Annotated in this window: 20 protein-coding genes; 10 read left to right on the top strand and 10 right to left on the bottom strand. The window is 61.3% G+C overall.

The genetic code is table 11. From position 1 onward, the window contains the following. Together ACIPSK_RS08660 and ACIPSK_RS08665 are read right to left on the bottom strand one after the other, a co-directional pair. The gene (locus tag ACIPSK_RS08660; protein ID WP_446532895.1) at positions 1-1,575 is read right to left on the bottom strand and encodes an FGGY family carbohydrate kinase; all 1,575 of its coding nucleotides are present in this window, start codon (positions 1,573-1,575) and stop codon (positions 1-3) included. Beyond that, positions 1,572-1,991 (bottom strand): hypothetical protein, encoded by a 420-nt coding sequence (locus ACIPSK_RS08665; RefSeq protein WP_222295869.1) that lies wholly within the window; start codon positions 1,989-1,991, stop codon positions 1,572-1,574. The genes ACIPSK_RS08660 and ACIPSK_RS08665 overlap by 4 nt, the downstream gene beginning before the upstream one ends. 377 nt (positions 1,992-2,368) lie before the next feature. Here ACIPSK_RS08665 and ACIPSK_RS08670 point away from each other — a divergent pair, with 377 nt between their 5' ends. The 7 genes from ACIPSK_RS08670 (at position 2,369) to ACIPSK_RS08700 (ending at position 11,048) form a co-directional block, all read left to right on the top strand. Next, positions 2,369-3,025, top strand: coding sequence for a DUF2291 family protein (locus ACIPSK_RS08670; protein ID WP_446532896.1), 657 nt, complete (start codon positions 2,369-2,371; stop codon positions 3,023-3,025). After that, the gene (locus ACIPSK_RS08675) at positions 3,022-4,566 is read left to right on the top strand and encodes a sugar ABC transporter ATP-binding protein (protein ID WP_222295871.1); all 1,545 of its coding nucleotides are present in this window, start codon (positions 3,022-3,024) and stop codon (positions 4,564-4,566) included. The genes ACIPSK_RS08670 and ACIPSK_RS08675 overlap by 4 nt, the downstream gene beginning before the upstream one ends. A gap of 22 nt (positions 4,567-4,588) precedes the next feature. After that, a complete protein-coding gene (locus ACIPSK_RS08680; protein WP_003562489.1) occupies positions 4,589-5,641 on the top strand; it encodes an ABC transporter permease in 1,053 nt (350 codons plus the stop codon). Between the two features lie 111 nt (positions 5,642-5,752). Further along, a complete protein-coding gene (locus tag ACIPSK_RS08685) occupies positions 5,753-6,700 on the top strand; it encodes a D-ribose ABC transporter substrate-binding protein (RefSeq protein ID WP_017967825.1) in 948 nt (315 codons plus the stop codon). 149 nt (positions 6,701-6,849) lie between these two features. After that, positions 6,850-7,692, top strand: a complete 843-nt coding sequence (locus ACIPSK_RS08690) for a DeoR/GlpR family DNA-binding transcription regulator (RefSeq protein WP_003562490.1) — start codon at positions 6,850-6,852, stop codon at positions 7,690-7,692. A gap of 37 nt (positions 7,693-7,729) precedes the next feature. Next, entirely contained in the window at positions 7,730-9,259 is a 1,530-nt protein-coding gene (locus tag ACIPSK_RS08695) for an FGGY-family carbohydrate kinase (RefSeq protein ID WP_446532897.1), read from the top strand. A gap of 37 nt (positions 9,260-9,296) precedes the next feature. After that, on the top strand, positions 9,297-11,048 hold the full coding sequence (locus ACIPSK_RS08700; protein WP_446532898.1) for a glycerol-3-phosphate dehydrogenase/oxidase: 1,752 nt from the start codon (positions 9,297-9,299) through the stop codon (positions 11,046-11,048). A 117-nt stretch (positions 11,049-11,165) separates the two neighbouring features. Here ACIPSK_RS08700 and fba read toward each other — a convergent pair whose 3' ends face one another. The 6 genes from fba to ACIPSK_RS08730 all read right to left on the bottom strand — a co-directional run bounded on the left by fba (position 11,166) and on the right by ACIPSK_RS08730 (position 18,027). After that, positions 11,166-12,230, bottom strand: coding sequence for a class II fructose-bisphosphate aldolase (gene fba, locus ACIPSK_RS08705; protein ID WP_017967829.1), 1,065 nt, complete (start codon positions 12,228-12,230; stop codon positions 11,166-11,168). A 305-nt stretch (positions 12,231-12,535) separates the two neighbouring features. Further along, a complete protein-coding gene (locus tag ACIPSK_RS08710) occupies positions 12,536-13,384 on the bottom strand; it encodes a sugar phosphate isomerase/epimerase family protein (protein ID WP_162115733.1) in 849 nt (282 codons plus the stop codon). An 11-nt stretch (positions 13,385-13,395) separates the two neighbouring features. Continuing rightward, the gene (locus ACIPSK_RS08715; protein WP_162115732.1) at positions 13,396-14,382 is read right to left on the bottom strand and encodes an ABC transporter permease; all 987 of its coding nucleotides are present in this window, start codon (positions 14,380-14,382) and stop codon (positions 13,396-13,398) included. After that, positions 14,382-15,410 (bottom strand): ABC transporter permease, encoded by a 1,029-nt coding sequence (locus ACIPSK_RS08720; RefSeq protein ID WP_446532899.1) that lies wholly within the window; start codon positions 15,408-15,410, stop codon positions 14,382-14,384. Before ACIPSK_RS08720 ends, ACIPSK_RS08715 begins: the two co-directional genes overlap by 1 nt. Further along, a complete protein-coding gene (locus ACIPSK_RS08725) occupies positions 15,403-16,917 on the bottom strand; it encodes a sugar ABC transporter ATP-binding protein (protein WP_222295874.1) in 1,515 nt (504 codons plus the stop codon). Before ACIPSK_RS08725 ends, ACIPSK_RS08720 begins: the two co-directional genes overlap by 8 nt. Before the next feature lie 126 nt (positions 16,918-17,043). Then, positions 17,044-18,027, bottom strand: coding sequence for an autoinducer 2 ABC transporter substrate-binding protein (locus tag ACIPSK_RS08730; RefSeq protein WP_222295875.1), 984 nt, complete (start codon positions 18,025-18,027; stop codon positions 17,044-17,046). Between the two features lie 244 nt (positions 18,028-18,271). Here ACIPSK_RS08730 and ACIPSK_RS08735 point away from each other — a divergent pair, with 244 nt between their 5' ends. Next, a complete protein-coding gene (locus ACIPSK_RS08735) occupies positions 18,272-19,330 on the top strand; it encodes a LacI family DNA-binding transcriptional regulator (protein WP_170255469.1) in 1,059 nt (352 codons plus the stop codon). Positions 19,331-19,393: 63 nt separating this feature from the next. Here the strand turns inward: ACIPSK_RS08735 and ACIPSK_RS08740 are convergent, their stop codons facing one another. Beyond that, positions 19,394-20,935 (bottom strand): cation:proton antiporter, encoded by a 1,542-nt coding sequence (locus tag ACIPSK_RS08740; protein WP_446532900.1) that lies wholly within the window; start codon positions 20,933-20,935, stop codon positions 19,394-19,396. Between the two features lie 100 nt (positions 20,936-21,035). Here ACIPSK_RS08740 and ACIPSK_RS08745 point away from each other — a divergent pair, with 100 nt between their 5' ends. Both ACIPSK_RS08745 and ACIPSK_RS08750 read left to right on the top strand, forming a co-directional pair. Continuing rightward, the gene (locus tag ACIPSK_RS08745; protein ID WP_446532901.1) at positions 21,036-22,262 is read left to right on the top strand and encodes a flavin monoamine oxidase family protein; all 1,227 of its coding nucleotides are present in this window, start codon (positions 21,036-21,038) and stop codon (positions 22,260-22,262) included. 135 nt (positions 22,263-22,397) lie between these two features. Next, positions 22,398-22,742, top strand: a complete 345-nt coding sequence (locus tag ACIPSK_RS08750) for a YkgJ family cysteine cluster protein (RefSeq protein ID WP_446532902.1) — start codon at positions 22,398-22,400, stop codon at positions 22,740-22,742. Between the two features lie 219 nt (positions 22,743-22,961). On the opposite strand, the gene ACIPSK_RS08755 is transcribed toward ACIPSK_RS08750, so the two are convergent. Beyond that, on the bottom strand, positions 22,962-23,230 hold a 269-nt coding region (locus ACIPSK_RS08755), incomplete at its 5' end, for an AraC family ligand binding domain-containing protein (protein WP_446532903.1).

Raw genomic sequence — 23,230 nt, forward strand, 5'->3', positions numbered from 1 at the left:
TTAGGCGCCCACCGGCGACGTCGCTGCGGCTTCGGCAAGCTTGTCCCAAGCAGGCGCCATTGCTTGGCGCACATCGGCATAGGCAGAAAAGAGCCGGTCGAACCGGTGAGCCTCGCTGGCATGCGGCGTCTCCGGATCGCCGAGCAGCGGCGTCACCCAGTCGGCAATGCAATCGTCCATGCTGGAATAGACGCCGACAGCCACCGCGGCCATCATCGCCACGCCGGCCGCCCCCGTCTCCTCGCGGCGCGACTGGCGGATCGGTGCGTTAACGGCGGCCGAGAGTGAGCGGCGAAGGGCGACGGAGCGTGTTGCCCCGCCCGTGACCCGCAGCTCTTCGGGCATCGCGCCCATCGCCGCGTAGCAGTCTCGGGTGGCAAGCCCCAACCCTTCGACCACGCCGCGCAGCAGATCGGGGAAGCTGTGACGCATCGAAAGCCCGGTGAAGCCCGCGCGCGCATTGGCGTTGACGAAAGGCCCACGTTCGCCCGCTTCGGAAATGTAGGGGTGGTAAAGCACCGCCCCCGGCCGGCTTTCTGCAAACCAGTCGTCGATGCGCGCAATGAGGTCTGCATGCGAAGCAGGCTTCCCGGCCTCGGCCAACAGATAGGCGGCGACATCGAGGATCCAGTCGATGTTGATCGTGGCGCCCATATTGGTCTGGACCTGGGTGACGATGCCGGGGATGGGCAGGGCGATCACATAGCCGGTGCCCTCACGATTGAGCTGAACGTCGGCAACGGACTTGGCGCGCAAGTGCACGCCGGTGGAGCCGATCGTCGAGCAGGCGGCGTTGCGAGCGCCGCTGCGCACGCCTGCGCCAAGCGCCGTCATCACCATGTCGACATAGCCGAGGCAGACCGGCGTTCCGGCAAGAAGCTCACAGGCCTTCGCCGCCTCCAATGTCAGCGGGTGGCTGGTCTCGCTGCCGTCGATGATTTCGGGCAAGAGCCTGCGTCTGTGGTCAAGGCCGAGCGCGTCGATCACCACTGCATCATACTGGCGCGTTCTGAAATTGCCGAAGGTGAAACTCGCCTCGGACGGATCGGTCGCCCGCACGCCTGTGAGGTTGAGATAGAGCCAGTCCTTGCAGTGCAGCGCCACCTCCGCCCGATCGAGAAGATCCGGCGTGAAGCGGTCCATATGGGCAAGTTGCGCGCCCTGCTGGCAAGTGTTGAGGCCGGTGCCCGTTGCCTCGAAGCGGGCACGGTTCTGGGTTCCGCCGGCAAGTGCCGTAACCGTCGTTGCGGCGCGCGCGTCGAGCCATAGCCAGGCATCGGCAACCGGCCTATTGCCGCGGCCGACGAGCCAGGTGCCATCGCCCTGTCCGGTGACGGCGATGGCTGCGGTGCGGGATGCAAGATCAGGGACTTTTTCGCTAAGGCCACGCAACGCGCTGGCGCAATCGAGCCAGGTCCGATCCAGCGACTGCGTTGCCGAGCCATCGTCTCCGGTGGTGTATCGGTTGCGAACGGAGGCCGTGGCGATCTGGCGTCCGGACGGATCGAAGGCGACGGCCTTGATGACCGAGGTGCCGGCATCTATGCCAATGATGATCTTCTGGGTCGACGTCATCGCAGGCCTATCTCGCCACCATTGCAAGCGCCGCAGCGGGCAATACGCGCATCAAATTCATCTGAAGTCCTCCCGATCCCTAAACTCTCTGGGATGATGCATCCGGCTGCCAACCTCGGTCCTTTCACGGGTAACGGCAAGCGCGCTGCCTTTGGCAAATCCCAGATCTGGCGCGCAGCCGAAACCTCCCGAAGTTCGCTCGAAAATATAACATAAAGATACCACAATGCCAGTAAGATTTTTCTAGCGATGTAATTTTTTTCATCTAAAATAGAAGAACAAGGAGTTTGCTTCGGCCCCGCGGCGACAGCGGCGGGCGGCAGCAAAAGCGGCAGCGCGCGCAATGTTTTGTCTGTCATATACTGCAATAAAAACAGATGGATGGTGCCATCATGCGGCTGAACGACAAATGTCAAAATGTCTGCATTTGCCGTCGCTTTTTGCTGCGCCGCAGCGAGATAAACAAGGTGTGAGGTTGTGCATTTCAGTCGAGTTGCCGTGAAAGCGCCGTTGACAGCTTATAAAATATATAACATCATTTGCGGAATAAGTAACATATTTCTATCATGGAAGGTGCGCTTCCTGATGGAAAATTTGCGGGCCCAGGCGGTTGGAGGAGACAGCCGCCGGTCTTGTTGAGGAGGCTTCCAATGCGAATATTCGTCCAGAGTTGCGCTCTTGCGGGTGGCCCGCCGGTTTCTGTTCCGGTGCGGCGCAATGCTTCAGCCCGCCTGCGATCATCATTGCGCTAGCCCTCTCCATCTTGCCATTCCAAGCCAAAGGCCGTCCGGACATGAGTACCTCGCCCGATCATGCAGCATCAAAGCCGAGCAGCGGCAATCGCGGGCTCTTTGTCAGCACGGCATTGGCGGTCATCGTCGTTGCAGCGATCGCGTTCGATACAACGGTCGTCAGGATCGGTTCCGAAAACGATGTCCGCCAGCAGGTATTCTCTCCGGAAACCTTCGGCGCCGAGCAGTTCCCGAAGATCAAGGCAAATGTCGAGGAGCGGGCCGTTGCAGCCGCCGATCTCGCGGCCGCCATTGCCGCCGACAAGAAGGCGGCAGCCGAGAAATACGGCACTGCGACGAGCACCGGACCGGTCATTCCTGTCACGCTGACCGGCGTTTTCGGCGCCCGCAAGTCGAACACCAACGAAATGAAGATCGATGGGCTGCCTCCCGAGACGGTGGTCCGTGTCCAGACCGGTCCTGCGGTCAACGGCACGGACCTCCGCGACGCAACCGGCACCATCGAATTCGGCCAGTTCACCAACCAGATCCAGTATCAGGATGCCGGCTCGGCCATCAATAACGAGATGAAGAAGGCGGTTTTTGCGGGCTTGGATGCTGACGCCCTGGACGGAAAGCAGGCGACCGTCGTCGGCGTCTTCAAACTTATCAACCCAAAGAACTGGCTCGTCACGCCGGTGAAGGTCGAGCTCAAATGAGCCAGCCGCAACGCAGCAACGGGGCAAATGGCGAGGTCGTCCTCGCAGCCCGCAACATCGCAAAATCCTACGGCAGCGTTCACGCCTTGAAGGGGGTGAACTTCGACATCCATCGCGGCCAGGTCACAACCCTGTTCGGAGAGAACGGTGCGGGCAAGTCGACCTTGATGAAGATCCTTTCGGGTGTGGCGCAGCCAAGCTCCGGCGAGATCATTCTCGACGGCTCGCCGATCAGCTTCAGCTCGTCGACCCATGCGCGCGAGTGCGGGATCTCCATCATCCATCAGGAGCTCAGCCTGGCCCCCAATCTCAGCGTGCGCGACAATATTTTCATGGGCCGGGAGATCATCAAGGGCGGTGTCGTCGACTTCGCTGAAGAGGAACGTCAGACCCGGGCGCTGATGGAAGAGCTCGAGGAAGACATCGATCCGCAAACTCGCGTCGAGGATCTTCGTCTCGGCCAGCAGCAGATCGTTGAGATTGCACGAGCCCTCTCCATCAATTCGCGCATCCTGATCATGGACGAACCGACCTCGGCGCTGAGCGCGACGGAGGTGGAAGTGCTCTTCAAGGTCATCCACGACCTGACGAGCCGCGGCGTGTCGATCGTCTACATCTCGCATCATCTGGAAGAGGCGCTGCAGATCACCAATCACGCCGTCGTTCTGCGCGACGGAAACATGACGGCCTATGCCGAGCGCAAGGATATTGATCTCGAATGGATCGTCCGTAACATGGTCGGCGAGAATTTCGACCTCGGCAGCCCGCCGGAAGGACACCCGTTCGGAAACGTCTCGCTTTCCATTGAAAATCTCAGTGTCCCCGGCCCCTCCGGCGCTGCCTATAATGCAGTCGATCGTCTCTCTCTCAAGGTGCGTGCCGGCGAGATCGTCTGCATCTACGGGCTGATGGGCGCCGGGCGCACGGAACTGCTCGAGTGTATTGCGGGACGTCTGCGCGCAAGTGGGGGACAGGTTCTGCTCGAAGGACAGGACGTCATTAGGCTCAGCATCGCCGGGCGCATTGCCAGCGGTCTCGTGCTCGTGCCCGAAGATCGCCAGCGCGACGGTCTCGTCCAGACGATGACGGTCGGCTCCAATCTGTCGCTTGCGAGTATCCGCGCCTTCACCAAAGGGCTTTTCACCTCAGGCCATCGGGAGCGCGATCTCGTCAATGACGCGATCCGGCGGGTGCATGTGAAAACCGATGGCGGTGCAGCTTCGATCGGCTCGCTCTCCGGCGGCAACCAGCAGAAGGTCGTCATCGGCAAGGTGCTGGCAACCCAGCCGAAGGTCATCCTGCTCGATGAGCCGAGCCGCGGCATCGACATCGGCGCCAAGGCGGAAGTTTTCAAGTTGCTTGCGGAGCGCGCCAAGCAGGGATTGGCGGTCATCTATTCGACGTCCGAAGTCAATGAATGCCTGAGCATCGCGCACCGCATCATCGTCATGCATCGCGGCAGGATATCGGCCGAGTTCGGCTCGGATGTCACCAAGGAAAAGATCATGGCCGCCTCCGGCGAAGCCGTGATCGCGCACTAGCCTGGATTATGGAGCACTGATTATGTCAGTCACGAACGTCACCGAAAAGAAATCAGTTTCCAGCGGGCCGAAGCGCAATACCAATATCGTGCGTCTCATTCTGGAGGGCCGGGCCTTCTTCGCACTGATCGTCATCATCGCGGTCTTCTCGTTCCTGTCGCCCTATTATTTTACGCTGAACAACTTCCTGATCATGGCGTCGCATGTCGCGATCTTCGGCATTCTGGCGATCGGCATGCTGCTCGTCATCCTCAACGGCGGCATCGATCTGTCGGTCGGCTCGACACTGGGGCTTGCAGGCTGCATCGCCGGTTTCCTGATGCACGGCGTCACGCTCACCTATTTCGGCGTGATCCTCTATCCGCCGGTCTGGGCCGTCGTCGTCATCACATGTGCGCTTGGTGCGCTGGTCGGTGCGGTCAACGGCGTGTTGATCGCCTACCTCAAGGTGCCGGCCTTCGTCGCCTCGCTCGGCGTGCTCTACGTCGCCCGCGGTATCGCGCTCTTGATGACCAACGGCCTGACCTACAACAATCTCGGCGGCCGCCCGGAACTCGGCAATACCGGCTTCGACTGGCTCGGCTTCAACCGGCTCGCAGGCATTCCGATCGGGGTCATCGTGCTTGCGGTTCTCGCCATCATTTGCGGCATCGTGCTGAGCCGCACCGCCTTCGGCCGCTGGCTCTACGCCTCAGGTGGGAACGAGCGCGCCGCCGACCTTTCCGGCGTCCCGGTCAAGCGCGTGAAGATCATCGTCTATGTGCTTTCGGGCGTCTGTGCCGCGATCGCCGGCCTGGTCCTCTCCTCCCAGCTGACCTCCGCCGGTCCGACGGCAGGCACGACCTACGAGCTGACGGCGATCGCAGCCGTGGTCATCGGCGGGGCGGCGCTGACCGGCGGCCGCGGTACCGTCCGCGGCACCATGCTCGGCGCCTTCGTCATCGGTTTCCTTTCGGACGGCCTCGTGATCATCGGCGTCTCGGCCTACTGGCAGACGGTATTTACCGGCGCGGTTATCGTTCTCGCCGTCCTCATGAACAGCATCCAATACGGCCGCAGGGTCAAATCGTCCTGACGGCTGAGACCGAAACTTATCCGCAACGGCGGGCTGGAATCCACGAAGCCGATTGGGGAAAGCACTGCCGGATCCCCGGCAATAACTGAACTCACGAATGGGAGAGAGACTATGTTTAAGAAAGGCATGCGCATACTTCTGGCCGCCGCGGCCGTAGCACCGCTTCTGGCAAGCTCGGCCTGGGCAGCGGGCATGATGACGATCATCGTCAACGATCCGTCGAATCCCTATTGGCTGACGGAAGGCAACGTCGCCAAGGCAACTGCCGAAAAGCTGGGCTACACGGCCTCGGTCAACGCCCACAAGGGTGACACCAATACCGAAAGCAACCTGATCGATACGGCGATCACCAACAAGTCGGTGGCGATCATCCTCGACCCGGCAAACGCCGACGGTTCCGTCGGTGCGGTCAAGAAGGCCGTTGCTGCCGGCATCCCGGTCCTCCTCGTCAACGCCGAAATCAACCAGGAAGGCCTGGCGAAGGCGCAGCTCGTTTCCAACAACGCACAGGGTGCCGCCCTCGGCGCACAGCAATGGGTCGAAGCGATCGGCGACAAGGGCAACTATGCCGAACTGTTCGGCGCTCCTTCCGACAACAACGCTGCAACACGGTCGAATGGCTACGAGACTGTCCTTTCGCAGTATCCGGATCTGAAGAAGGTCGCCAAGGAAGTTGCCAACTGGGACCGCACCCAGGGCCACAACAAGATGCAGTCTATGCTGCAGGCCAACCCGGATATCGTCGGCGTCATCTCGGGCAATGACGAAATGGCGCTCGGTGCGATCGCCGCACTCAAGGAAGCCGGCAAGCTCGCCAATGTGAAGGTCGGCGGCTTCGACGGTTCGCCGGATGCCGTCGCTGCCATCAAGGCGGGCGAACTCCAATACACCGTTCTCCAACCGGTTGCCGTCTTCTCCGAAGAGGCCGTCAAGCAGGCCGACAATTTGATCAAGACGGGTAACACCGGCGCCAAGAGCGAGAAGCAGCTCTTCGATTGCCTGTTGATCACCAAGGACAACATCGACAAGTACACTGGCCCGTTCGTTCTGGCGCAGTAAACGGAAGAGGGCGCTCGCGAGAGCGCCCTCATTTTCATGCTGGAAGCGACGGCCGGCGTCTCAATCTTAGGTTGCGTTTCGCCTTTTTGCCTTGGCGCGGCAATCACTGTACGAAGCTGGGATCCACAATTCAGCGACAGGGGTGACCCGTGACACAGAAGACCAGCCGGGACGACGATCTGTTGGACCAGCTCACCAGCGACAGCCGGCAGACGCGCCAGATTGCGCGCCGCCGCATGATTGCAGAGGCCGTGATGGGTGAAGGCTCGATGCGGATTGAAGACCTGACCGACCGCTTTGGGATCAGCCTGATGACGGCTCACCGCGATGTCGATGAACTCGTCAGCCGCGGCCTCTTCAGGAAGACGCGCGGCATCGTCACGGCGGCGGCGACCAATCTCATCGAATCCAGCGACGTCTACCGCTCGAACCGTCAGTCGGCGGAAAAGAAGCTGATCGCCGAGGCGGCCATGCAATTCGTCGAACCGGGGCAGGCGATCTTTTTCGATGACTCGACCACAGTTCTTCAGATGGCGGCACATCTGCCTTCGAAAGTGCCGGTCACCGCAATCACCAATTCCCTGACGCTGATGAACGCGCTGACGGGCCTGCACGACGTGACGCTGCTCGCCCTCGGCGGCCAGTATTACAATTGGTGCAATGCCTTCATGGGTCGCATGACCATCAACGAGATCAAGGCTCTCAGGGCAGATGTCGCGTTCATCTCGATGTCGGCGATCAGCGATGGCACGGTGCTGCATCAGTCTCCTGAGACAGTCGATACCAAGCGCGCCATGTTCGATTGTTCCGTAAAGCGCATCCTGCTTGCCGATCATACCAAGTTCGAACGGCGTGCGCTCCACAGTTTCGCAGCACTGGATGAGTTCGACGTCGTCATCGTCGACGACAAGACCCAGCCGGTGCACATCGACCGCATGCGGTCCAGAGATATCAACGTGGTCATCGCCAAGGGCGCCGGAGGGCGCTCCTGACGGCGCCGGCCCGTTGCTCCTCGTGAGGTAAATTTAAATGCCGACAGTGCTCGGGATCGATAGTGGTTTGACAGTCACCAAGGCGGTCATCTTCGATATCGACGGCACGCCGCTTGCAGTCGCCCGGCGCCGCGTCACGCAGTTCATTCCGAAGGCCCGTCATATCGAGCGCGACATGGATGAATTGTGGAAGGCGACGGCCGATGCCATCAGAGAGGCAATTTCCCTTAGCGGACGGCCGGCAAGCGACATAGAGGGCATTGCCGCTACCGCGCATGGAGACGGCATCTACCTGCTCGATCACGCCCAAAAGCCGCTCGGCCGGGCCATTCTCTCGCTGGACAGCCGGACAGGGGCGATCGTCGACCGGTGGACGAAAAGCGATGTCGCCGACCTGGCGATCGAACTGACGGGGCAGATCCCGCATGTCTCAGCGCCATCGGCATTGCTTGCCTGGATCCGCGAAATGGAACCTGAACGCTATAAGCGCATCGGCCATTTCATCAGCTGCAAGGACTGGCTGCGGTTCTGCCTGACCGGGATCATCGGTACGGACCGCACCGAAGCGAGCACCTCCTTCACCAATGTCAAGACGCAGAACTACAGCGAGGACGCCCTGCGGCTGTTTGGATTGCAGGATCTCGTCCACGCCCTGCCGCCGGCCTCGCGCTCCGACCAGATCGTCGGTCGCGTCACCCGTGAAGCCGCGCAGCTGACGGGCCTTGCCGAAGGAACGCCGGTCGTTGCCGGTCTGCACGACGTCACGGCCTCGGCGCTCGGAGCAGGGGGTTATGCCAAGGGCGTTGTCGCGGTCATTGCCGGGACCTATTCGATCAATGAGACGCTTTCGTCGGAACCGCGTGTCGATCGGCGCTGGTTTTGCCGCAACGGGATTGCGCCCGGCATCTGGAACAGCATGTCGATCTCTCCGGCATCGACAGCCAATTACGACTGGTTTCTGGACACGCTCTGCGCTACCGAGCGGAAGAATGGCGAGGTGCAAGGCAACTCGATCCATAGCCTACTAGCGCCCGAGATCGCTGCCGCCTTCGAGCGCCCCTCGACCGCGCTCTTCCATCCCTATCTGTTCGGCTCGCCTTATGGCGCAGCCGCCAGCGCCGGCTTCTTCGGGCTCGGTGGATGGCACGACCGCGGCGACATGCTGCGCGCCGTGCTCGAGGGCATCGCTTTCAATCATCGCATTCATGTCGATGCGCTTCGCGACGGCTTTGCCTTCGATCAGGTGCGGCTCGCCGGTGGCGTCTCGCGCAATCCTGCCGTCGTCCAGATGTTTGCCGATGTGCTTGGCATGCCGGTGACGGTAACCGAGACGGATGAGGCGGCCGCCTGGGGTGCTGCGCTTTGTGCCGGGTCGGGCGTGGGTATCTTCGCCGATCCGCAGAGCGATCCGCGCGACACCGCCTCCATTGCGAAGACTTGCCGGCCGGATGCAGCGCGCAGCGCGGATTATGAAATGCGTTACCGGGTATTCCGCGATATTGCCGACGCGATGATCCCTCTTTGGCCTAGGATTGCCGCGCTTGCGCCGGAGCAATCGGCAAACTGAAAAGACAAATGCCTGCTGCGGCGGGCGATAGAGGACGATGAGCATGACCCCCGATTTGCAGCAGCGCTTCTCGAACCTCGGCGAGAACGATATCGACGTTTTGATCATCGGGGCAGGCATCAACGGCGCCGGCCTGTTCCGCGACCTCTCGATGCAGGGTGTCAATTGCCTGATCGTCGACAAGGCCGATTTTGGTTCCGGCACGAGCGCCGCACCATCGCGGCTCATTCACGGCGGCCTGAAATATCTGGAGACGGGTGAGTTCGGGCTGGTGGCGCAGTCGACTCTTGAGCGCAATCTCCTGCTCAAGAACGCGCCGCATTGCGTCGAGCCGCTGCCGACCTTCATTCCGGTCTTTTCGTGGACGCGCGGCATCTGGGCAGCGATCCGGACGCTCTTCGGGTCGAAGACGGCGCCACGCAGCCGTGGCGCGGTTCTCATCAAGATCGGGCTTCGGCTCTACGACTTCTTCGGTTCGCGCGACCAGGTCATGCCGCGCCACCGGCTGATCCTGAAGAAACAGGCGCGCAGGGAAATGCCGCATATTACCCCCGCCATCGTCGCCGGCGGCATCTATTACGATGCCAAGATCAGCAGACCGGAGCGGCTCGTCTATGAGCTCGTGCGTGATGGTCTCGATGCGAATGCGAGGAGCCTCGCGGCAAATTTCGCGACACTGGCTGCCGTTTCAGAAGGGCGCTTGAGCTTCCGTCAGCCCGATGGCCGCGAGTTCAGCGTCGCTCCCAAGCTGGTCGTCAATGCGGCAGGTCCCTGGATCGATCAGGTCAACACTTTGCTCGGCGCTCCATCGCGGCTGATCGGCGGCACCAGGGGATCCCATATCCTGCTTGACCATCCCGAATTGGTGCGAAGCCTCAACGGCCATATGATCTATTTCGAGGCCGACGACGGCCGCATCTGCCTGGTCTACGAGTATCTCGGGCTGGCGCTAGTCGGGTCGACCGATATTCCGGCGAATGATCCGGACAATGTCTCCTGCGAGGAGCCGGAAACGGAGTATTTCCTCGAAAGCATCCGCTCGCTGCTGCCGACGCTCCGCTTCGATCGCGATCAGATCGTTTACAGCTATAGCGGCATCCGCCCGCTGCCGGCATCGGATGCGACCGCACCGGGGCTGATCAGCCGCGACCACTCCGCGCCGGTGAAGGAGCCAGAGAACGGCAGACCGTTTCCGATCATTTCGCTGGTCGGAGGCAAGTGGACGACGTTCCGCGGCTTTGCCGAAGAGGTCGCCGACACCGTTCTCTCCCGGCTGCAGCGCAGCCGCAGCCAGTCGACACGCTACCTGGCGATCGGCGGCGGCAAGGCCTTTCCGGCTGTCGCCAAGCAGCGCAACGCCTGGATCATGGATACCGCCTCGCGCAGCGGCGTTGTTGCCGAGCGAGCCGACGAGCTGCTCGGCCGCTACGGCACGACGGCTGCGGCACTGCTTTCTTCCCCTTCAAACTATTCCGACGAGCAGCGCCTGACGGGTGCGCCACGTTACAGTCTCCGCGAGATCGACTGGATCGCCCGGAACGAACTCGTCGTCCATCTGTCGGACATCGTAATGCGCCGCACGACGCTCGCGATCGAGGGCCGGTTGACGCTGGAAGGCCTGCGGGAAATCGCCGGCGTTGCCGGGGCAGCGCTCGATTGGAATGCCGAACGAACGGCAAGCGAAATCGATGACGTTGTCAGCCAGCTGAGCCGCTTCCACGGCCAAGCACTGCCGGGCGGGCCTGTCGCCGCCGAGCCGGAAAAGGCACCGCGCCCGGCCTCGGGCTAGAACAGGATGATTTTAGGCCGGTCGGCCTAAAATCTGAATCCTGTTCCACATTATATGGTGAGAGCATGATGTCCGAAAACCGCTTCACACTTTTCGGCATCATGCTCTAACCCAGTTTCAGGAGAAAGCCGGATCGAGAGAACCGGACTTGTAACGTTTCGCCATTTCCGAAACGGGAAGGGGCGTGATGCGGCCCGCCATACCGGCCGTGCCGAACTGTTCGAAGCGCTGCTTGCAGAGCTTGGTCAGCGCCGCCATCGCCGGCTTCAAATATTTGCGCGGGTCGAACTCGCTCGGGTCCTCCTGCAGCACGCGGCGAATCTGGCCGGTCATCGCCATTCTGCCGTCGGTGTCGATGTTGACCTTGCGCACGCCGTTCTTGATGCCGCGCTGGATTTCTTCGACCGGCACTCCCCATGTCGGCTTCATCTGGCCGCCATATTTGTTGATGATCTCCTGCAGTTCGATCGGGACCGACGACGAGCCGTGCATGACGAGATGCGTGTTCGGCAGCTTACGGTGAATTTCTTCGATGACGTTCATCGCCAGCACCGAACCGTCCGGCTTGCGGGTGAATTTGTAGGCGCCATGCGATGTGCCCATCGCGATGGCAAGCGCGTCGACCTTGGTTTCGCGCACGAACTTCACGGCTTCGTCCGGATCGGTCAGCAACTGGTCGTGCGAAAGCCTGCCCTCGGCGCCGTGGCCATCCTCGGCCTCGCCCATGCCGGTTTCGAGAGAACCGAGAACGCCGAGTTCGCCTTCCACCGAGATGCCGCCGAAATGCGCCATATCAGTCACCATCTTGGTGACGCCGACATTATAGGCCCAGTCGGCAGGCGTCTTGGCGTCCGCTTTCAGCGAACCATCCATCATCACCGAGGTGAAGCCCGCCTGGATCGCCGTCATGCAGTTGGAGGGATCGTTGCCGTGATCGAGATGCACGCAGACAGGAATATGCGGATAGATTTCGACGACGGCATCCATCATGTGCTTCAGCATGATGTCATGGGCGTAGGCACGGGCTCCGCGCGACGCCTGCATGATAACCGGCGCATGACACGCGTCGGCGGCTTCCATGATGGCGAGCGCCTGCTCCATATTATTGATGTTGAAAGCGGGAACGCCGTAGCCTTCCTCCGCAGCATGGTCGAGCAGTTGCCTCAGCGTAATGCGTGCCATCCAGGATTTTCCCCATATCGGTGGTCGAACGAAATGCCGCCATCTCCTCGAAACTAGAGCCCGGCCGCGAGCCGTTCAAGCGTCTAATTTGATAGGCAAAATGGCATAGGAGGAGGAATGTAACAAGCGACAATAACAATATCACAAACAGTATGATATTTCTCAAGAGTCATTTCCGCATGCACGAGCCGAATGAAAATCGGTGCATGTGCTGAAGATGGCGCGCCATGCCTTGCCGGTGATGGCGAGAACTCTTCAGACAGACACCCTGCGGCCGCGGAATCCAGAATATTGGGTAAACCGGGTCAGATGAGACCGTATTGTTCCGCCTTATTCCGCAGGAACGGGAGGCCCTTGTCCATGACCTCTTCCATATCGCGCGCAACGGGGCGCCAGACGGCCAGGCCATAGGCGACCTCGGCCGGCATGTTGATGAAGCTTTCCATGGCAAGCCCGCCCTTGAAGCCGATTGCGGCAAGAGCGGCATAGATCGCATCCCACGGGATGTTGCCGTAGCCCGGCGTGCCGCGGTCGCTTTCGGAAAGATGGATATACTTGAGGTGATCGCGGGCGATCAGGATGCCGTTTGCCGCACCCTTTTCCTCGATATTCATATGGTAGGTATCTAGGTGGACGAAGATGTTATCCGCGCCGACACGCTCCACCATGTCGACGGCTTGCTGCGCCGAGTTGATCAGGTGATTCTCGTAGCGGTTCACCGCCTCGACGCCGAGCTGGATGCCGTGCTTCTTCGCATGCTTTGCCGCAGCGTCGAGCACCTTGGCGATGTTGTCGTATTCGCCTTGCGTCGGTGGCACGCCGGTGCGCTCGCCGATACCGCCGAAGATGACGCCCGAGAGCGCCTCGGCGCTCATTTCCGCGGTCTTTTCGATCGCCACCCTCAGGTGCTCGATCGCTGCATCCGGGCGGACGGAAGCCCAGGCATTTTCCGGCAGGCCGAGCGAGCAGACGGCGCGCAGCTTGTTTTTTTCAAGCAGGTCGCGGGTGTGTTTGGCATCGACGGCAGGCGCGTTGAGCAGCGCGATCTCGATGAAATCCATCTTGTAGTGTACGGCTCCGGCAATCGCCTTCTCGGCGCCTGCGCGGTCCCAGTTCATGGTCCACATGCTGGTGTGAACGCCGAAACCTTCCATGGTCGTATCTCCTATTTCACGATTTTGATGAACTTGGCCGAGAGCCACCGCAGCACCATCACGACGATGAGCAGGATGCCCCAGACGGCGGTGGTGAGATGCTGGTTGGCGCCGAGCAGGTTGAGCCCCGAAGAAAGAAGCTGCAGCACGATGAGCGCCACGAAGACGGGCAGGACCCGGCCGAAGCCGCCGAAGGGATTGATGCCGCCGAGAAAACAGGCGAGCACGGTGATGAGCAGGTAGGATTCGCCGTGGCCGACGCGCACCGAATTGAATCGCGCAAGCATAATGATGCCGGTAACCGCTGCCATCACGCCGGAGAGCATGTAGACCAGCACCAGGACCTTGCGGGTGTTGATGCCGGAATAGCGGGCAGACTCGATATTGGAGCCGATCATATAGGTGGAAAAGCCGAGCTTGGAGCGCGAGAGCAGGACGTGGCTGGCGATGACGCAGGCGACCAGGATCAACAACGGTACCGGGATGCCGAGGATGCTGCCGTGGCCAATCGGAGCTATGAAGGTGGGGAAGCCTGAGATATCGCCGCCACGTGTCAAGAACTCGCCGAGGCCGCGCAGGAAGATCATCATCGACAGTGAAACGAGGATCGGATGGGCGCGGGAAAAGGCGATGACAAGGCCCATGACCAGGCCGCTTGCCGCGCCGACGGCGAGCGCCAGAGCCGAGCCGAGGAGGAAGGCGCCCGGGCCGGCATCGATGCCGCCATTGGCCTGCAGCGTCCAGGCGAGCGTCAGGCCGGCGATGTTGGCGGTGAAAGTGATCGCAAGGTTGAGGCCGCCGGTGAGGATCGGCATCAACATGGCAAGCGTCAGAACGCCAAGCTCGGGAAGCTGAAAGGCAACCGATCCGAAGGTCGCGCCCGTCAAAAAATGCGGCGAGGCGAAACCGAAGACGATGAGCACGACTGCCAGCGCGGCGAGGGGACCGGCCATGTCGGCCCCGAAGAGGGCGTTGAAGCGGGCGGCGAGCGTGTTCATTAGCTCCCTCCGCTGTGTGCAGACCTGTCACCGGTCGATTTGCGGGTCGCAAACACCGGCACCAGATTGCCGATGCGGGCGCTCGACAAGGTGATCGCAACGAGGATGATCGCGCCGACGATCATCTTGAAGGCGAAGGGCGAGACGCCCATCAGGTTGAGGCCGTTCTGGGTGATCGAGACGAGCAGCACGCCCAGCACGCAACCGAGCACGGAGCCTTTGCCGCCGCCCAGCCGCGCCCCGCCGAGCACCACTGCAGCCAGGACATCGAGTTCGCGGCCATAAAGTGCGTTCGGCACCACCTCCTGCGCATAATGCGCCTGCATGAGACCGGCGATGCCCGCCATCAACCCAAGCCAGCCGAAGGCGAGGAACTGCATGGAGCCGATATTGATGCCGAAGCGGCGCGCGCCTTCCGGATTGTCGCCGAAGGCATAGAGCTGCCGGCCGGTCGTCGTGCGCGTAATGAAGAGCCAAGTGGCGAGCGTGCAGACGGCCATGACGACAACCGGCAAGGTAATCTCAGCCCAGCTCCCATCGGCCATTTCGCGCTCGTAGACGATGACGCGGCTCGTCAGCCAGTCCGGCAGATTATAAATCGACACGCCCTTGGTGAAAAACATCAGCAGGCCGAAATAGACGTTGAAGGTCGCAATCGTCGCGACGATCGAGATGATGCGGAAGCGGTGGATCAGGAAGGCGTTGATCATGCCGAGTACGATGCCGATGCTCGCTGCGATCAGGAAGCCGGTTAGCCATCCTCCCCCGCCGATCCGCTCGAGCGCAAGTGCAGTGACATATTGCACGATCGAGGCTGCGACGGCGAAGGAGATGTCGATTCCGCCTGATATCAGCACCACGAGCAGGCCGACGGCAAAAATGATGTTGACCGCGCTGATATTGAGCAGGTCGAAGACATTGCCGAGCGTGAAGAAACGGTCGGTCGTAAAAGCCAGGACAAGGCTCATCGCGATGATGACGGCAAACAGCATAAATTCGGTCGTATGGGACAGGAACAGCTTACGCATAGACCGCCGCCTCCAGGTCCTTCAGTGTGGTCGCGCGCGGATCGTGCCAGCCGGCGATACGGCCCTTTTCCATATGGATGATCCGATCGGCGTTGAAATAGACCTCCGGCACCTCGTCTGAAATCAGCATGATCGCAAGCCCCGCCTCGGCAAGCCGGGCAACAATTTCGAAAATGCCGGCGCGCGCGCCGACATCGACGCCGACGGTGGGCGCATCGAGGATCAACACCTTGGGATCGGTGGCGAGCCATTTGGCGATCGCGACGCGCTGCTGGTTGCCGCCCGAAAGCGTCGAGATCGCATCGTCCTGCTTGCCGATCCTGACGCCGAGATCGGCGATCCAGCGCGCGACCAGCGAGCGCTTCTTTTCCATCGAAATGAGCCGACCGCTCAGGATGCGGTTGAGCGATGCCATGACCAGATTGTCGGCGATGGATTGCGGCTGGTTGAGACCGAGCGAAAGGCGGTCTTCGGAGAGATAGGCGACGCCTGCGGCAATCGCCTCGCGGTTGGAGGCAAAGCGCACCGGCCGCCCCTCCAGCATAATCGTGCCGGCTGCGGGCCGGCGCATGCCGAACAGCGTCAGCGCAAGTTCGGTGCGCCCGGAGCCGAGCAGGCCGGTGATCCCCAGCGTCTCTCCACGGCGCAGATCAAAGGAGATGTCCTCGAACTCGCCGGGCCGTGAAAGCTTGCTGACAGAAAGCAGGACCGGGTTCTGCGATAGGTCGCGGGCACGAATATTCTGGTCGAAGGTGCGCCCGGTCATCAGCTCGGTGATCTTAGACTGGGTCATGCCCTCCACCGGATAGACCCCTACCAGCGCGCCATCGCGCAGCACCGTGATGCGCGAGGAGATTTCCAGCACTTCCGCAAGACGATGGCTGACGAAGACCACGGCAACACCTGAAGCCGACAGCGTGCGCACGATCGCCAGGAGATGATCGGTCTCCGATTGGGTGAGCGAGGCGGTCGGCTCGTCCATGAAGACGATCCGGGCCTCTCCAATCAGCGCGCGGGCGATGGCAACGATCTGACGCTGCGCGATGGCGAAGTCCTTGAGAGGTCTGTCGACGTCGAGGGTGACGCGAAGCCGGGCGAGCGCGTCCTCGGCTGTCCTGCGGATCGCAGCATAGTTGACGAAGCGCGGGCGCGAACCGGAAAGGGTCTGGAAGGCAATATTCTCAGCCACGCTCATTTCCGGAAAGAGTGCGAGGTCCTGCCAGATGATCTGGATGCCGCGGGACTGGGCCATGGCAGGCGTCATGTGGGATATCGTCTCGCCGTCGAAGATGATCTCGGCGCCGTCTGCAGGCCGATAGACGCCGGAGATCACCTTGATAAGGGTGCTCTTGCCGGAACCATTCTCGCCGGCCAAGCAATGCACCTCGCCAGGCAAGACTTCGAAGGAGACGTTTTTCAGTGCCTTCACACCGCCGAATGTCATGTTGATGCCGCGAAGCGAAAGAAGCGGCTGGGCCTTCACGCCATCATCCGTTGCCATGCTCATGCCGGTTGCCTGTCCAGTCGAATGCCATCAAAGGTCAATGGTCCAGCCATGGCCGGATACCGCTCGTTTTCCCGAACGTCGGGCCGGTCCATGTCGACCGGCCCGACACCCGGGGAGGGGGCCTCATCAGAGGCCCATTGCGGCCAGGTCGTCGACCGTATCCTTGTTGATCGGCAGCAGTTGATCGACGATGATGTTATTGCCGACCGGCTTGATCACGCCGAGACCCGGGATATCATCACCTTCCTTGATGCTTTCGCCCTTGATCAGGCGATCGGCGAGCGTGACGAAGACTTCGCCGGCCTGCTTCGGATTCCACATAAAGCCGCCCGATATCGCGCCTGATTTGATCAACTTCTGGCCCTGGCCTGGCGAGAACGGGCCGAGCACGAAGATCTTGCCCGTCTTGCGGCGTTCCTCGATAGCGCGCCCGGCGCCGATCGGACCTTGGCTGCCGAAGGCGAGGAAGCCTTTCAGATCTGGATGGGCAGCGATGAGATCAAGCGCCGTCGAGCGGCTTTTGTCGACATCTTCTGCAACACCATAACGATCGCCGACAAGTTTCATGTCCGGATAATTCGCCTTGATATAGGCGATTGCGGCGTCCGCCCAGGCATTGTGCAGGGGCACAGTGAGCGAGCCGACGAAGACGGCATATTCGCCCTTGCCGCCCATCTTTTCGGCGAGCAGCTTGCCGTGCGCCTCACCAAAACCGGTGGCCGATGCGAGTTCGAAATTCCAGTCGGCGCCCTTTTGCGAGGGCGATTCATGCGTAATGACCTTGATGCCGGCGGCCTGTGCTTTGGTGAGCACGGGCTCGAGAACCTTGGCATCGTTCGGAACCACACCGATGACCTTGACGCCCTGGGCGATCAGGTCTTCGATGGCGCGCACCTGCAGCGCCGGGTCGGCGCTGGTCGGGCCGATCATGAAGGCATCGACGCCGAGTTTTTTGCCCTGTTCCTTGATGCCGGCTTCCATCGCATTGAACCAGGGAATGCCGCCGATCTTGACGACAATGCCGACCTTCGGCGCGTCCTGCGCAAGCGCGACTACCGCCCCGGCAAGCGTCAGCGATGCGGCAAATGCCGCTACGATAAGTCTCCTCATCTTCACTCCTCCTCAAGGTCGCTCATGGCGAACGACGACCACCGGCCGCTTTGCGGCAGGTTGTCCTGGTTGCTTCACGGCGAGGGAATACCCTTGCCTCCCGTCCCGCCTCCTCCGGCGAACCATTTTTGCGCAATCGATCTTTCTTTTTTGCACAATCGATGGTGCACTAACTATCGATCAAGGTATGGCTTTCGTCAAGAGGGGTTTGTTTCTAAGGGAACGACAGCGGAAAAGGCGAGATATGGCAGACATCAGCAAGAAAAAGGCGACGATCTACGATCTCTCGATCCTATCGGGAGCGTCGGCTTCCACCGTAAGCGCCGTATTGAACGGAAGCTGGCGCAAGAGGCGTATCAAGGAGGCGACGGCCCAGCTCATTCAGAACCTCGCGAACGAGCACGGATATACGGCAAATCTGCAGGCCCGCGGCCTGCGTTCGTCCCGCTCCGGCCTCGTCGGTCTTCTGCTGCCGGTGCACGACAACCGCTATTTTTCCTCCATGGCGCAATCTTTCGAGGCACAGGTCAGAAGTCGCGGCCAGTGTCCTCTTGTCGTCAGTGCCTGTCGCGATCCGGAGGAGGAGCGCAAGGTCGTGGAGACGCTGATCTCCTATTCGATCGACGAGCTTTTCATCGCCGGCGCAACCGATCCGGATGGGGTGCACAAGGTTTGCGAAAAGGCAGGGCTGAAGCACGTCAACATCGATCTGCCGGGCACGCTGGCGCCGTCGATCATCAGCGACAATTATGAAGGCGCGCGCATGCTGACACAGGCGATCATCGAGCGCGCGCAGGAGGATGGCCCACTTTCACCCGACGATCTGTACCTGTTCGGCGGCCGCAACGACCATGCCAGCCATGAGCGAATTCGCGGTTTCCGCGACGTAAAGCGCGCATTGCTGGGCGCGGATCCCAACGTCTGCATACAGCCGACCGGCTATTCCCCCGCCACGACGGCACGTGCCTTCGAAGCCTTCTACGAAGGCCACGGAAAGCTGCCGCGCGCATTCTTCGTTAATTCCTCGATCAATCTCGAAGGGCTGATGCGCTTCCTCGCGCTGCACCCGCACGAGACCTTCGCCGATATCATCGTCGGCTGCTATGACTACGACCCGTTCGGCTCTTTCCTCCCTTTCCCCGTCTTCATGATCCGGCAGGACAGCGAGGCGATGATCACTAAGGGGTTTGCGATCCTCGATGCAGACCGCCGCCCGCCAATCACGCATCTGGTGCGGCCGACGCTCGTTCCACCCCGCACTGCACTGACCGGCCCGCTCGATGCGCTGAAAGATATCGAGTGATGCGTCCTGCCTCATCGGAAACGCAGGTCTGACGAAGCAGCGTGTCGAACCGCCTTATCGGATCTAGCTTTCCGTGATGCGGCGATCCTCATCGGAGCCGACGGAAAGCTGCTTCCAGTCGAGGTCTTCCTGCAGCTCGAGATATTGCGTCGCGCCAATCTGGTCTGTGTCGCGCAATTCCTCGAGGCGCTGGCGCTGGGCGAGAACGGCAGCGATCGTCAGGTGACGGCGGCGATCGAGCGGCGAGGTCTTGTTTGCATCGTTTGATGCGGCCCAATGATGCTTGCAGATCGTCCGGATCGCTTCGGCCTCAGTACCGTCTTCCTTCTCAAGCCGCTGAAAGGCCGCTTCTGCGAGCGATTTTCGGGCAGCCCTAAGTTCATCGCGGACCTCTGCCTGCCGACCGAGCTTCAGGAAATGGATCATCGGTGCCAGGGTCGCCCCCTGAATGACCAGGGTTGCGAGCACCACCGTGAAGGCCGTGAGCACGACCAGGTCCCGTTCCGGAAAATCGGCAGGGAGAGCGAAAGCCGTCGCCAGCGTAACGAGGCCGCGCATACCGGCCCAACCCACCAGCAAGGTTTCTCCGGATGTGAAAGGCGCCAATTCATGGCCGCTTCGGTGGCGAGACGCGACGACGGCGTGAAGCAGGAACGCCATCGCCATTCGCGCCAGGATGACGCCGACCACCACGATGGCGGCAAATCCCATCGCCCGCTGAAGCTCTTCAGTCGACATCATCGCAAGGATGCGGCGCGCCTGCAGCCCCATCAGCAGGAAAGCCACCACATTCAGCAGGAAGACGACCGTCGTCCAGACCGCGAAGGAATGCACCCGCATCCGTGGCGAATCCTCGACCGAAGAGAGGGCGGCGATGGTCATTGCGCTCGCTACCGTGGCAAGGACAGCCGACAGGTGCAGATGCTCGGCGATCAGCCAGGTCGAAAAAGCGTAGACGAACTGAAGCAGGGTCCCACCAACCGTATTTTCGGTTATCGGTCGAAGCCGCGAGACGAAAAAGCCGAAGACGATGCCGAACAGGATCCCTCCAGGTGCAGCGAATCCTACCTGAAGCACCGTCCCGGCATCCAGCCCACCCCGCGCCTGGACCGTGAGCGCGGCCCCGAAAAGCAGCAGTGCGGTTGCATCGTTGAACAGGCTTTCCCCCTTGAGCAGGGCATCCACACGGCGCGCGATGGGCAAATTGGAAAGGACCGCCGTGGCGGCTGCGGCATCAGGCGGTGCAACGATTGCGCCGAGTGTGACAGCAACCGCAATCGGAAGCCCGACTGTCAGCATGCTGATCGACACCACCACGCCTGTCGTGACGAGAACCGCAACAACAGCATAGAAGAACAGCGGCACCAGCATGCGCCGGGCCGCACCCACCGGGAAATCATAAGCCGAGTCGACCAGGACGGGGGCGATGAATAGGGCAAGCGCCGTCGGCGGATCGATGGGGATCGTGGGTGCGCCGGGCAGCATCGCCACCGCGACGCCGGCGGCAGCTAGGATGCCGGGGTAGGGCAGGCGCGTGCGACGCGTCACCTGCAGCAACAAGATGGCAACCGCCAGCAATGCAACGAGTGTTTCGAAGAACGTCATTTCAGCATACTAGCAGGCTTTCGAGCACATTGAAGCCGGTGCGGCCCCGATGTAAAACTTGTGTCGTATCAAGCTGCTGATGCAGCGGCGGAGGGCGATCATGGACTACGAGGTTGCGATTGTCGGCGCTGGCGCGGCCGGCATAGCAGCAGCAAAAGGGCTGGCCGATTCTGGCCGCTCGGTCATCATCCTGGAGGCCAGCAATCGCGTTGGCGGACGAGCCTGGACAATCGAATTGGCCGGAATGCCGCTGGATATGGGGTGTGGCTGGCTGCATTCTGCCGAGCGCAATCCTCTCGTCGCTATCGGCCGTGCCGCCGGGTTCAACATCGAGCGCGGGCCGACGGCGTGGCAAAGCCAGTGGCGCGATCTCGGCTTCACGCAGGAGGAGCGCGCGGCCGCGGCGGCGGCATGGACCGCTCTTGAGGAGCGGATGCGGGCTAATCCCCCCGCCAGCGACAGGGCGTCGGACGCCCTGGAGCCAGATGGCAAATGGAACGCCTACTGCCAGTCCCTCAGCGGATATATGAACGGCGTGCCGCTCGATCTGCTGTCGGTCACCGACTTTCTTGCCTATGACGATACGGCGACCGATGCCAATTGGCGAGTGCATGAAGGCTATGGAAGTCTGATCAGCGCGGCCGTTCCGAACGTGGCCCTGCACCTTTCGACGCCCGTACGACGCGTGACATTGACCGCGAACGGCGTCCAGTTGGAGACCGACCGCGGTCCTGTCACGTCACGTACCGTGATCATCACCGCATCGACCACCGTTCTGGCCCGCGGAGCCATTATCTTCGACCCGCAGGCCGACGATCACCTCCATGCCGCAAGTCGGCTGCCGCTTGGCCTCGCAGACAAGCTGTTTTTGGAACTCCATGGTAATCATGGTCTCGAGCCGGAAACCCATCTGCTTGGCGACCCGCAGAATGCCGAGACCGGCAGCTATTATATCCGGCCGTTCGGCCGGCCGATCATCGAAGGCTTCTTCGGCGGAAACGGCGCTGTCGTCATCGAGCGCGCGGGTTTGGTGGAGGCATTTGCCTTCGCACTCGACCAGCTGTCATCGCTGCTCGGCAGCAACATCCGCCGCCACCTGCGGCCCCTGGCAGCCTCTTCCTGGTGTCGTACCGATTGGATAGGCGGCTCCTATAGCCATGCTTTGCCCGGCCATGCCGACGCACGCGCAGTCCTGGCGCGCCCGGTCGGCGACCGGCTGTTTTTCGCCGGCGAGGCGACGCACCAGTCCGACTTTTCGACCGCGCATGGCGCATGGGAAAGCGGCTTGCGGGCCGCCGACCAGGCTGCGGCTGTTCTACTCTCGTGATATCCCGGCCACTGACCCCTTAAGGTCGAATTTCACCGCCTAACGTCAGGACGAGGTGAAATGGATGCCCTCGTTCCAAGGGAAGCGGTTAGCCTGCAGCTTTATCATTGGCAGCTTGTGTGGTAGGAGCGGGTCATGACATCACTGATCGATTTCGATTGCCGAAGCTGCGGAGCCTGCTGCTCCTATTCGCCGAGCTGGCCCAGATTTTCCACCGAAACGGAAGCTGCTCTCGATTTGCTGCCGGCGCACCTGGTAGCCGCAAACGAGCAGGGAATGCGTTGCGACGGTGCGCGTTGCTCCGCTCTGGTCGGTCGCGTCGGTTCAGAGACATCCTGTCAGGTATACGATCTTCGGCCTGACGTCTGCCGCGCCTGCGTTCCAGGCGATGGCGCTTGCATGACCGCCCGCGAGTTCTTCGGGATCGGTCAGTCAAGTTTATCGCCCGGCCACTTCGATGCGCGTTTGCCAGTCAACTGAGATGTCACCTCGACTCCGCGGGTTGGACACGGCGGCGCCGAGACAGGATGAGCGAGCTAAAAAGAGTCCGCCACCTCCAGTTCCATAGGGTTCTGCTCCTAGGCGCGAAAACGCCTGTGATCAGCGACATACGGGAACTGTGGATTCTCCAAACCTCAAGGCTAACGCGCTGAGTGTCGCCGGGTGTTTGCAGGCGATCGAACCATCTGGTTATAATGGCTAGTCGTTGCCAAGCGGCGGCCCAGTGAAACGAAGGTGGTGCCTGCGGGCAGATTCTGCGATGCGATCCATGTCCTGCGGAATCTGGAACTTGCCTGCCGCCATGTCGGCAAAAAAATCTTCGAATCCCCCCGGCGTCAGGATCACCAGATGGCGCGAAGGCATGCCGCCGATAACCCTGAAGGTGTGCTCCATTCCGCGTGGCACGAAGACAGTTTCGCCGGCCTTCTTCGTGAACCTCTCGCCTTCCACCCAGAACTCGCACAAGC

This window comes from Rhizobium sp. LARHSG275, from assembly GCF_052871115.1.

Coding starts and splice junctions, on each gene's coding strand:
- ACIPSK_RS08660 (WP_446532895.1), bottom strand. CDS start 1,575: ATGACGTCGACCCAGAAGATCATCATTGGCATAGATGCCGGCACCTCG.
- ACIPSK_RS08670 (WP_446532896.1), top strand. CDS start 2,369: ATGAGTACCTCGCCCGATCATGCAGCATCAAAGCCGAGCAGCGGCAAT.
- ACIPSK_RS08675 (WP_222295871.1), top strand. CDS start 3,022: ATGAGCCAGCCGCAACGCAGCAACGGGGCAAATGGCGAGGTCGTCCTC.
- ACIPSK_RS08680 (WP_003562489.1), top strand. CDS start 4,589: ATGTCAGTCACGAACGTCACCGAAAAGAAATCAGTTTCCAGCGGGCCG.
- ACIPSK_RS08685 (WP_017967825.1), top strand. CDS start 5,753: ATGTTTAAGAAAGGCATGCGCATACTTCTGGCCGCCGCGGCCGTAGCA.
- ACIPSK_RS08695 (WP_446532897.1), top strand. CDS start 7,730: ATGCCGACAGTGCTCGGGATCGATAGTGGTTTGACAGTCACCAAGGCG.
- ACIPSK_RS08700 (WP_446532898.1), top strand. CDS start 9,297: ATGAGCATGACCCCCGATTTGCAGCAGCGCTTCTCGAACCTCGGCGAG.
- fba (WP_017967829.1), bottom strand. CDS start 12,230: ATGGCACGCATTACGCTGAGGCAACTGCTCGACCATGCTGCGGAGGAA.
- ACIPSK_RS08710 (WP_162115733.1), bottom strand. CDS start 13,384: ATGGAAGGTTTCGGCGTTCACACCAGCATGTGGACCATGAACTGGGAC.
- ACIPSK_RS08715 (WP_162115732.1), bottom strand. CDS start 14,382: ATGAACACGCTCGCCGCCCGCTTCAACGCCCTCTTCGGGGCCGACATG.
- ACIPSK_RS08720 (WP_446532899.1), bottom strand. CDS start 15,410: ATGCGTAAGCTGTTCCTGTCCCATACGACCGAATTTATGCTGTTTGCC.
- ACIPSK_RS08725 (WP_222295874.1), bottom strand. CDS start 16,917: ATGAGCATGGCAACGGATGATGGCGTGAAGGCCCAGCCGCTTCTTTCG.
- ACIPSK_RS08730 (WP_222295875.1), bottom strand. CDS start 18,027: ATGAGGAGACTTATCGTAGCGGCATTTGCCGCATCGCTGACGCTTGCC.
- ACIPSK_RS08735 (WP_170255469.1), top strand. CDS start 18,272: ATGGCAGACATCAGCAAGAAAAAGGCGACGATCTACGATCTCTCGATC.
- ACIPSK_RS08740 (WP_446532900.1), bottom strand. CDS start 20,935: ATGACGTTCTTCGAAACACTCGTTGCATTGCTGGCGGTTGCCATCTTG.
- ACIPSK_RS08745 (WP_446532901.1), top strand. CDS start 21,036: ATGGACTACGAGGTTGCGATTGTCGGCGCTGGCGCGGCCGGCATAGCA.
- ACIPSK_RS08750 (WP_446532902.1), top strand. CDS start 22,398: ATGACATCACTGATCGATTTCGATTGCCGAAGCTGCGGAGCCTGCTGC.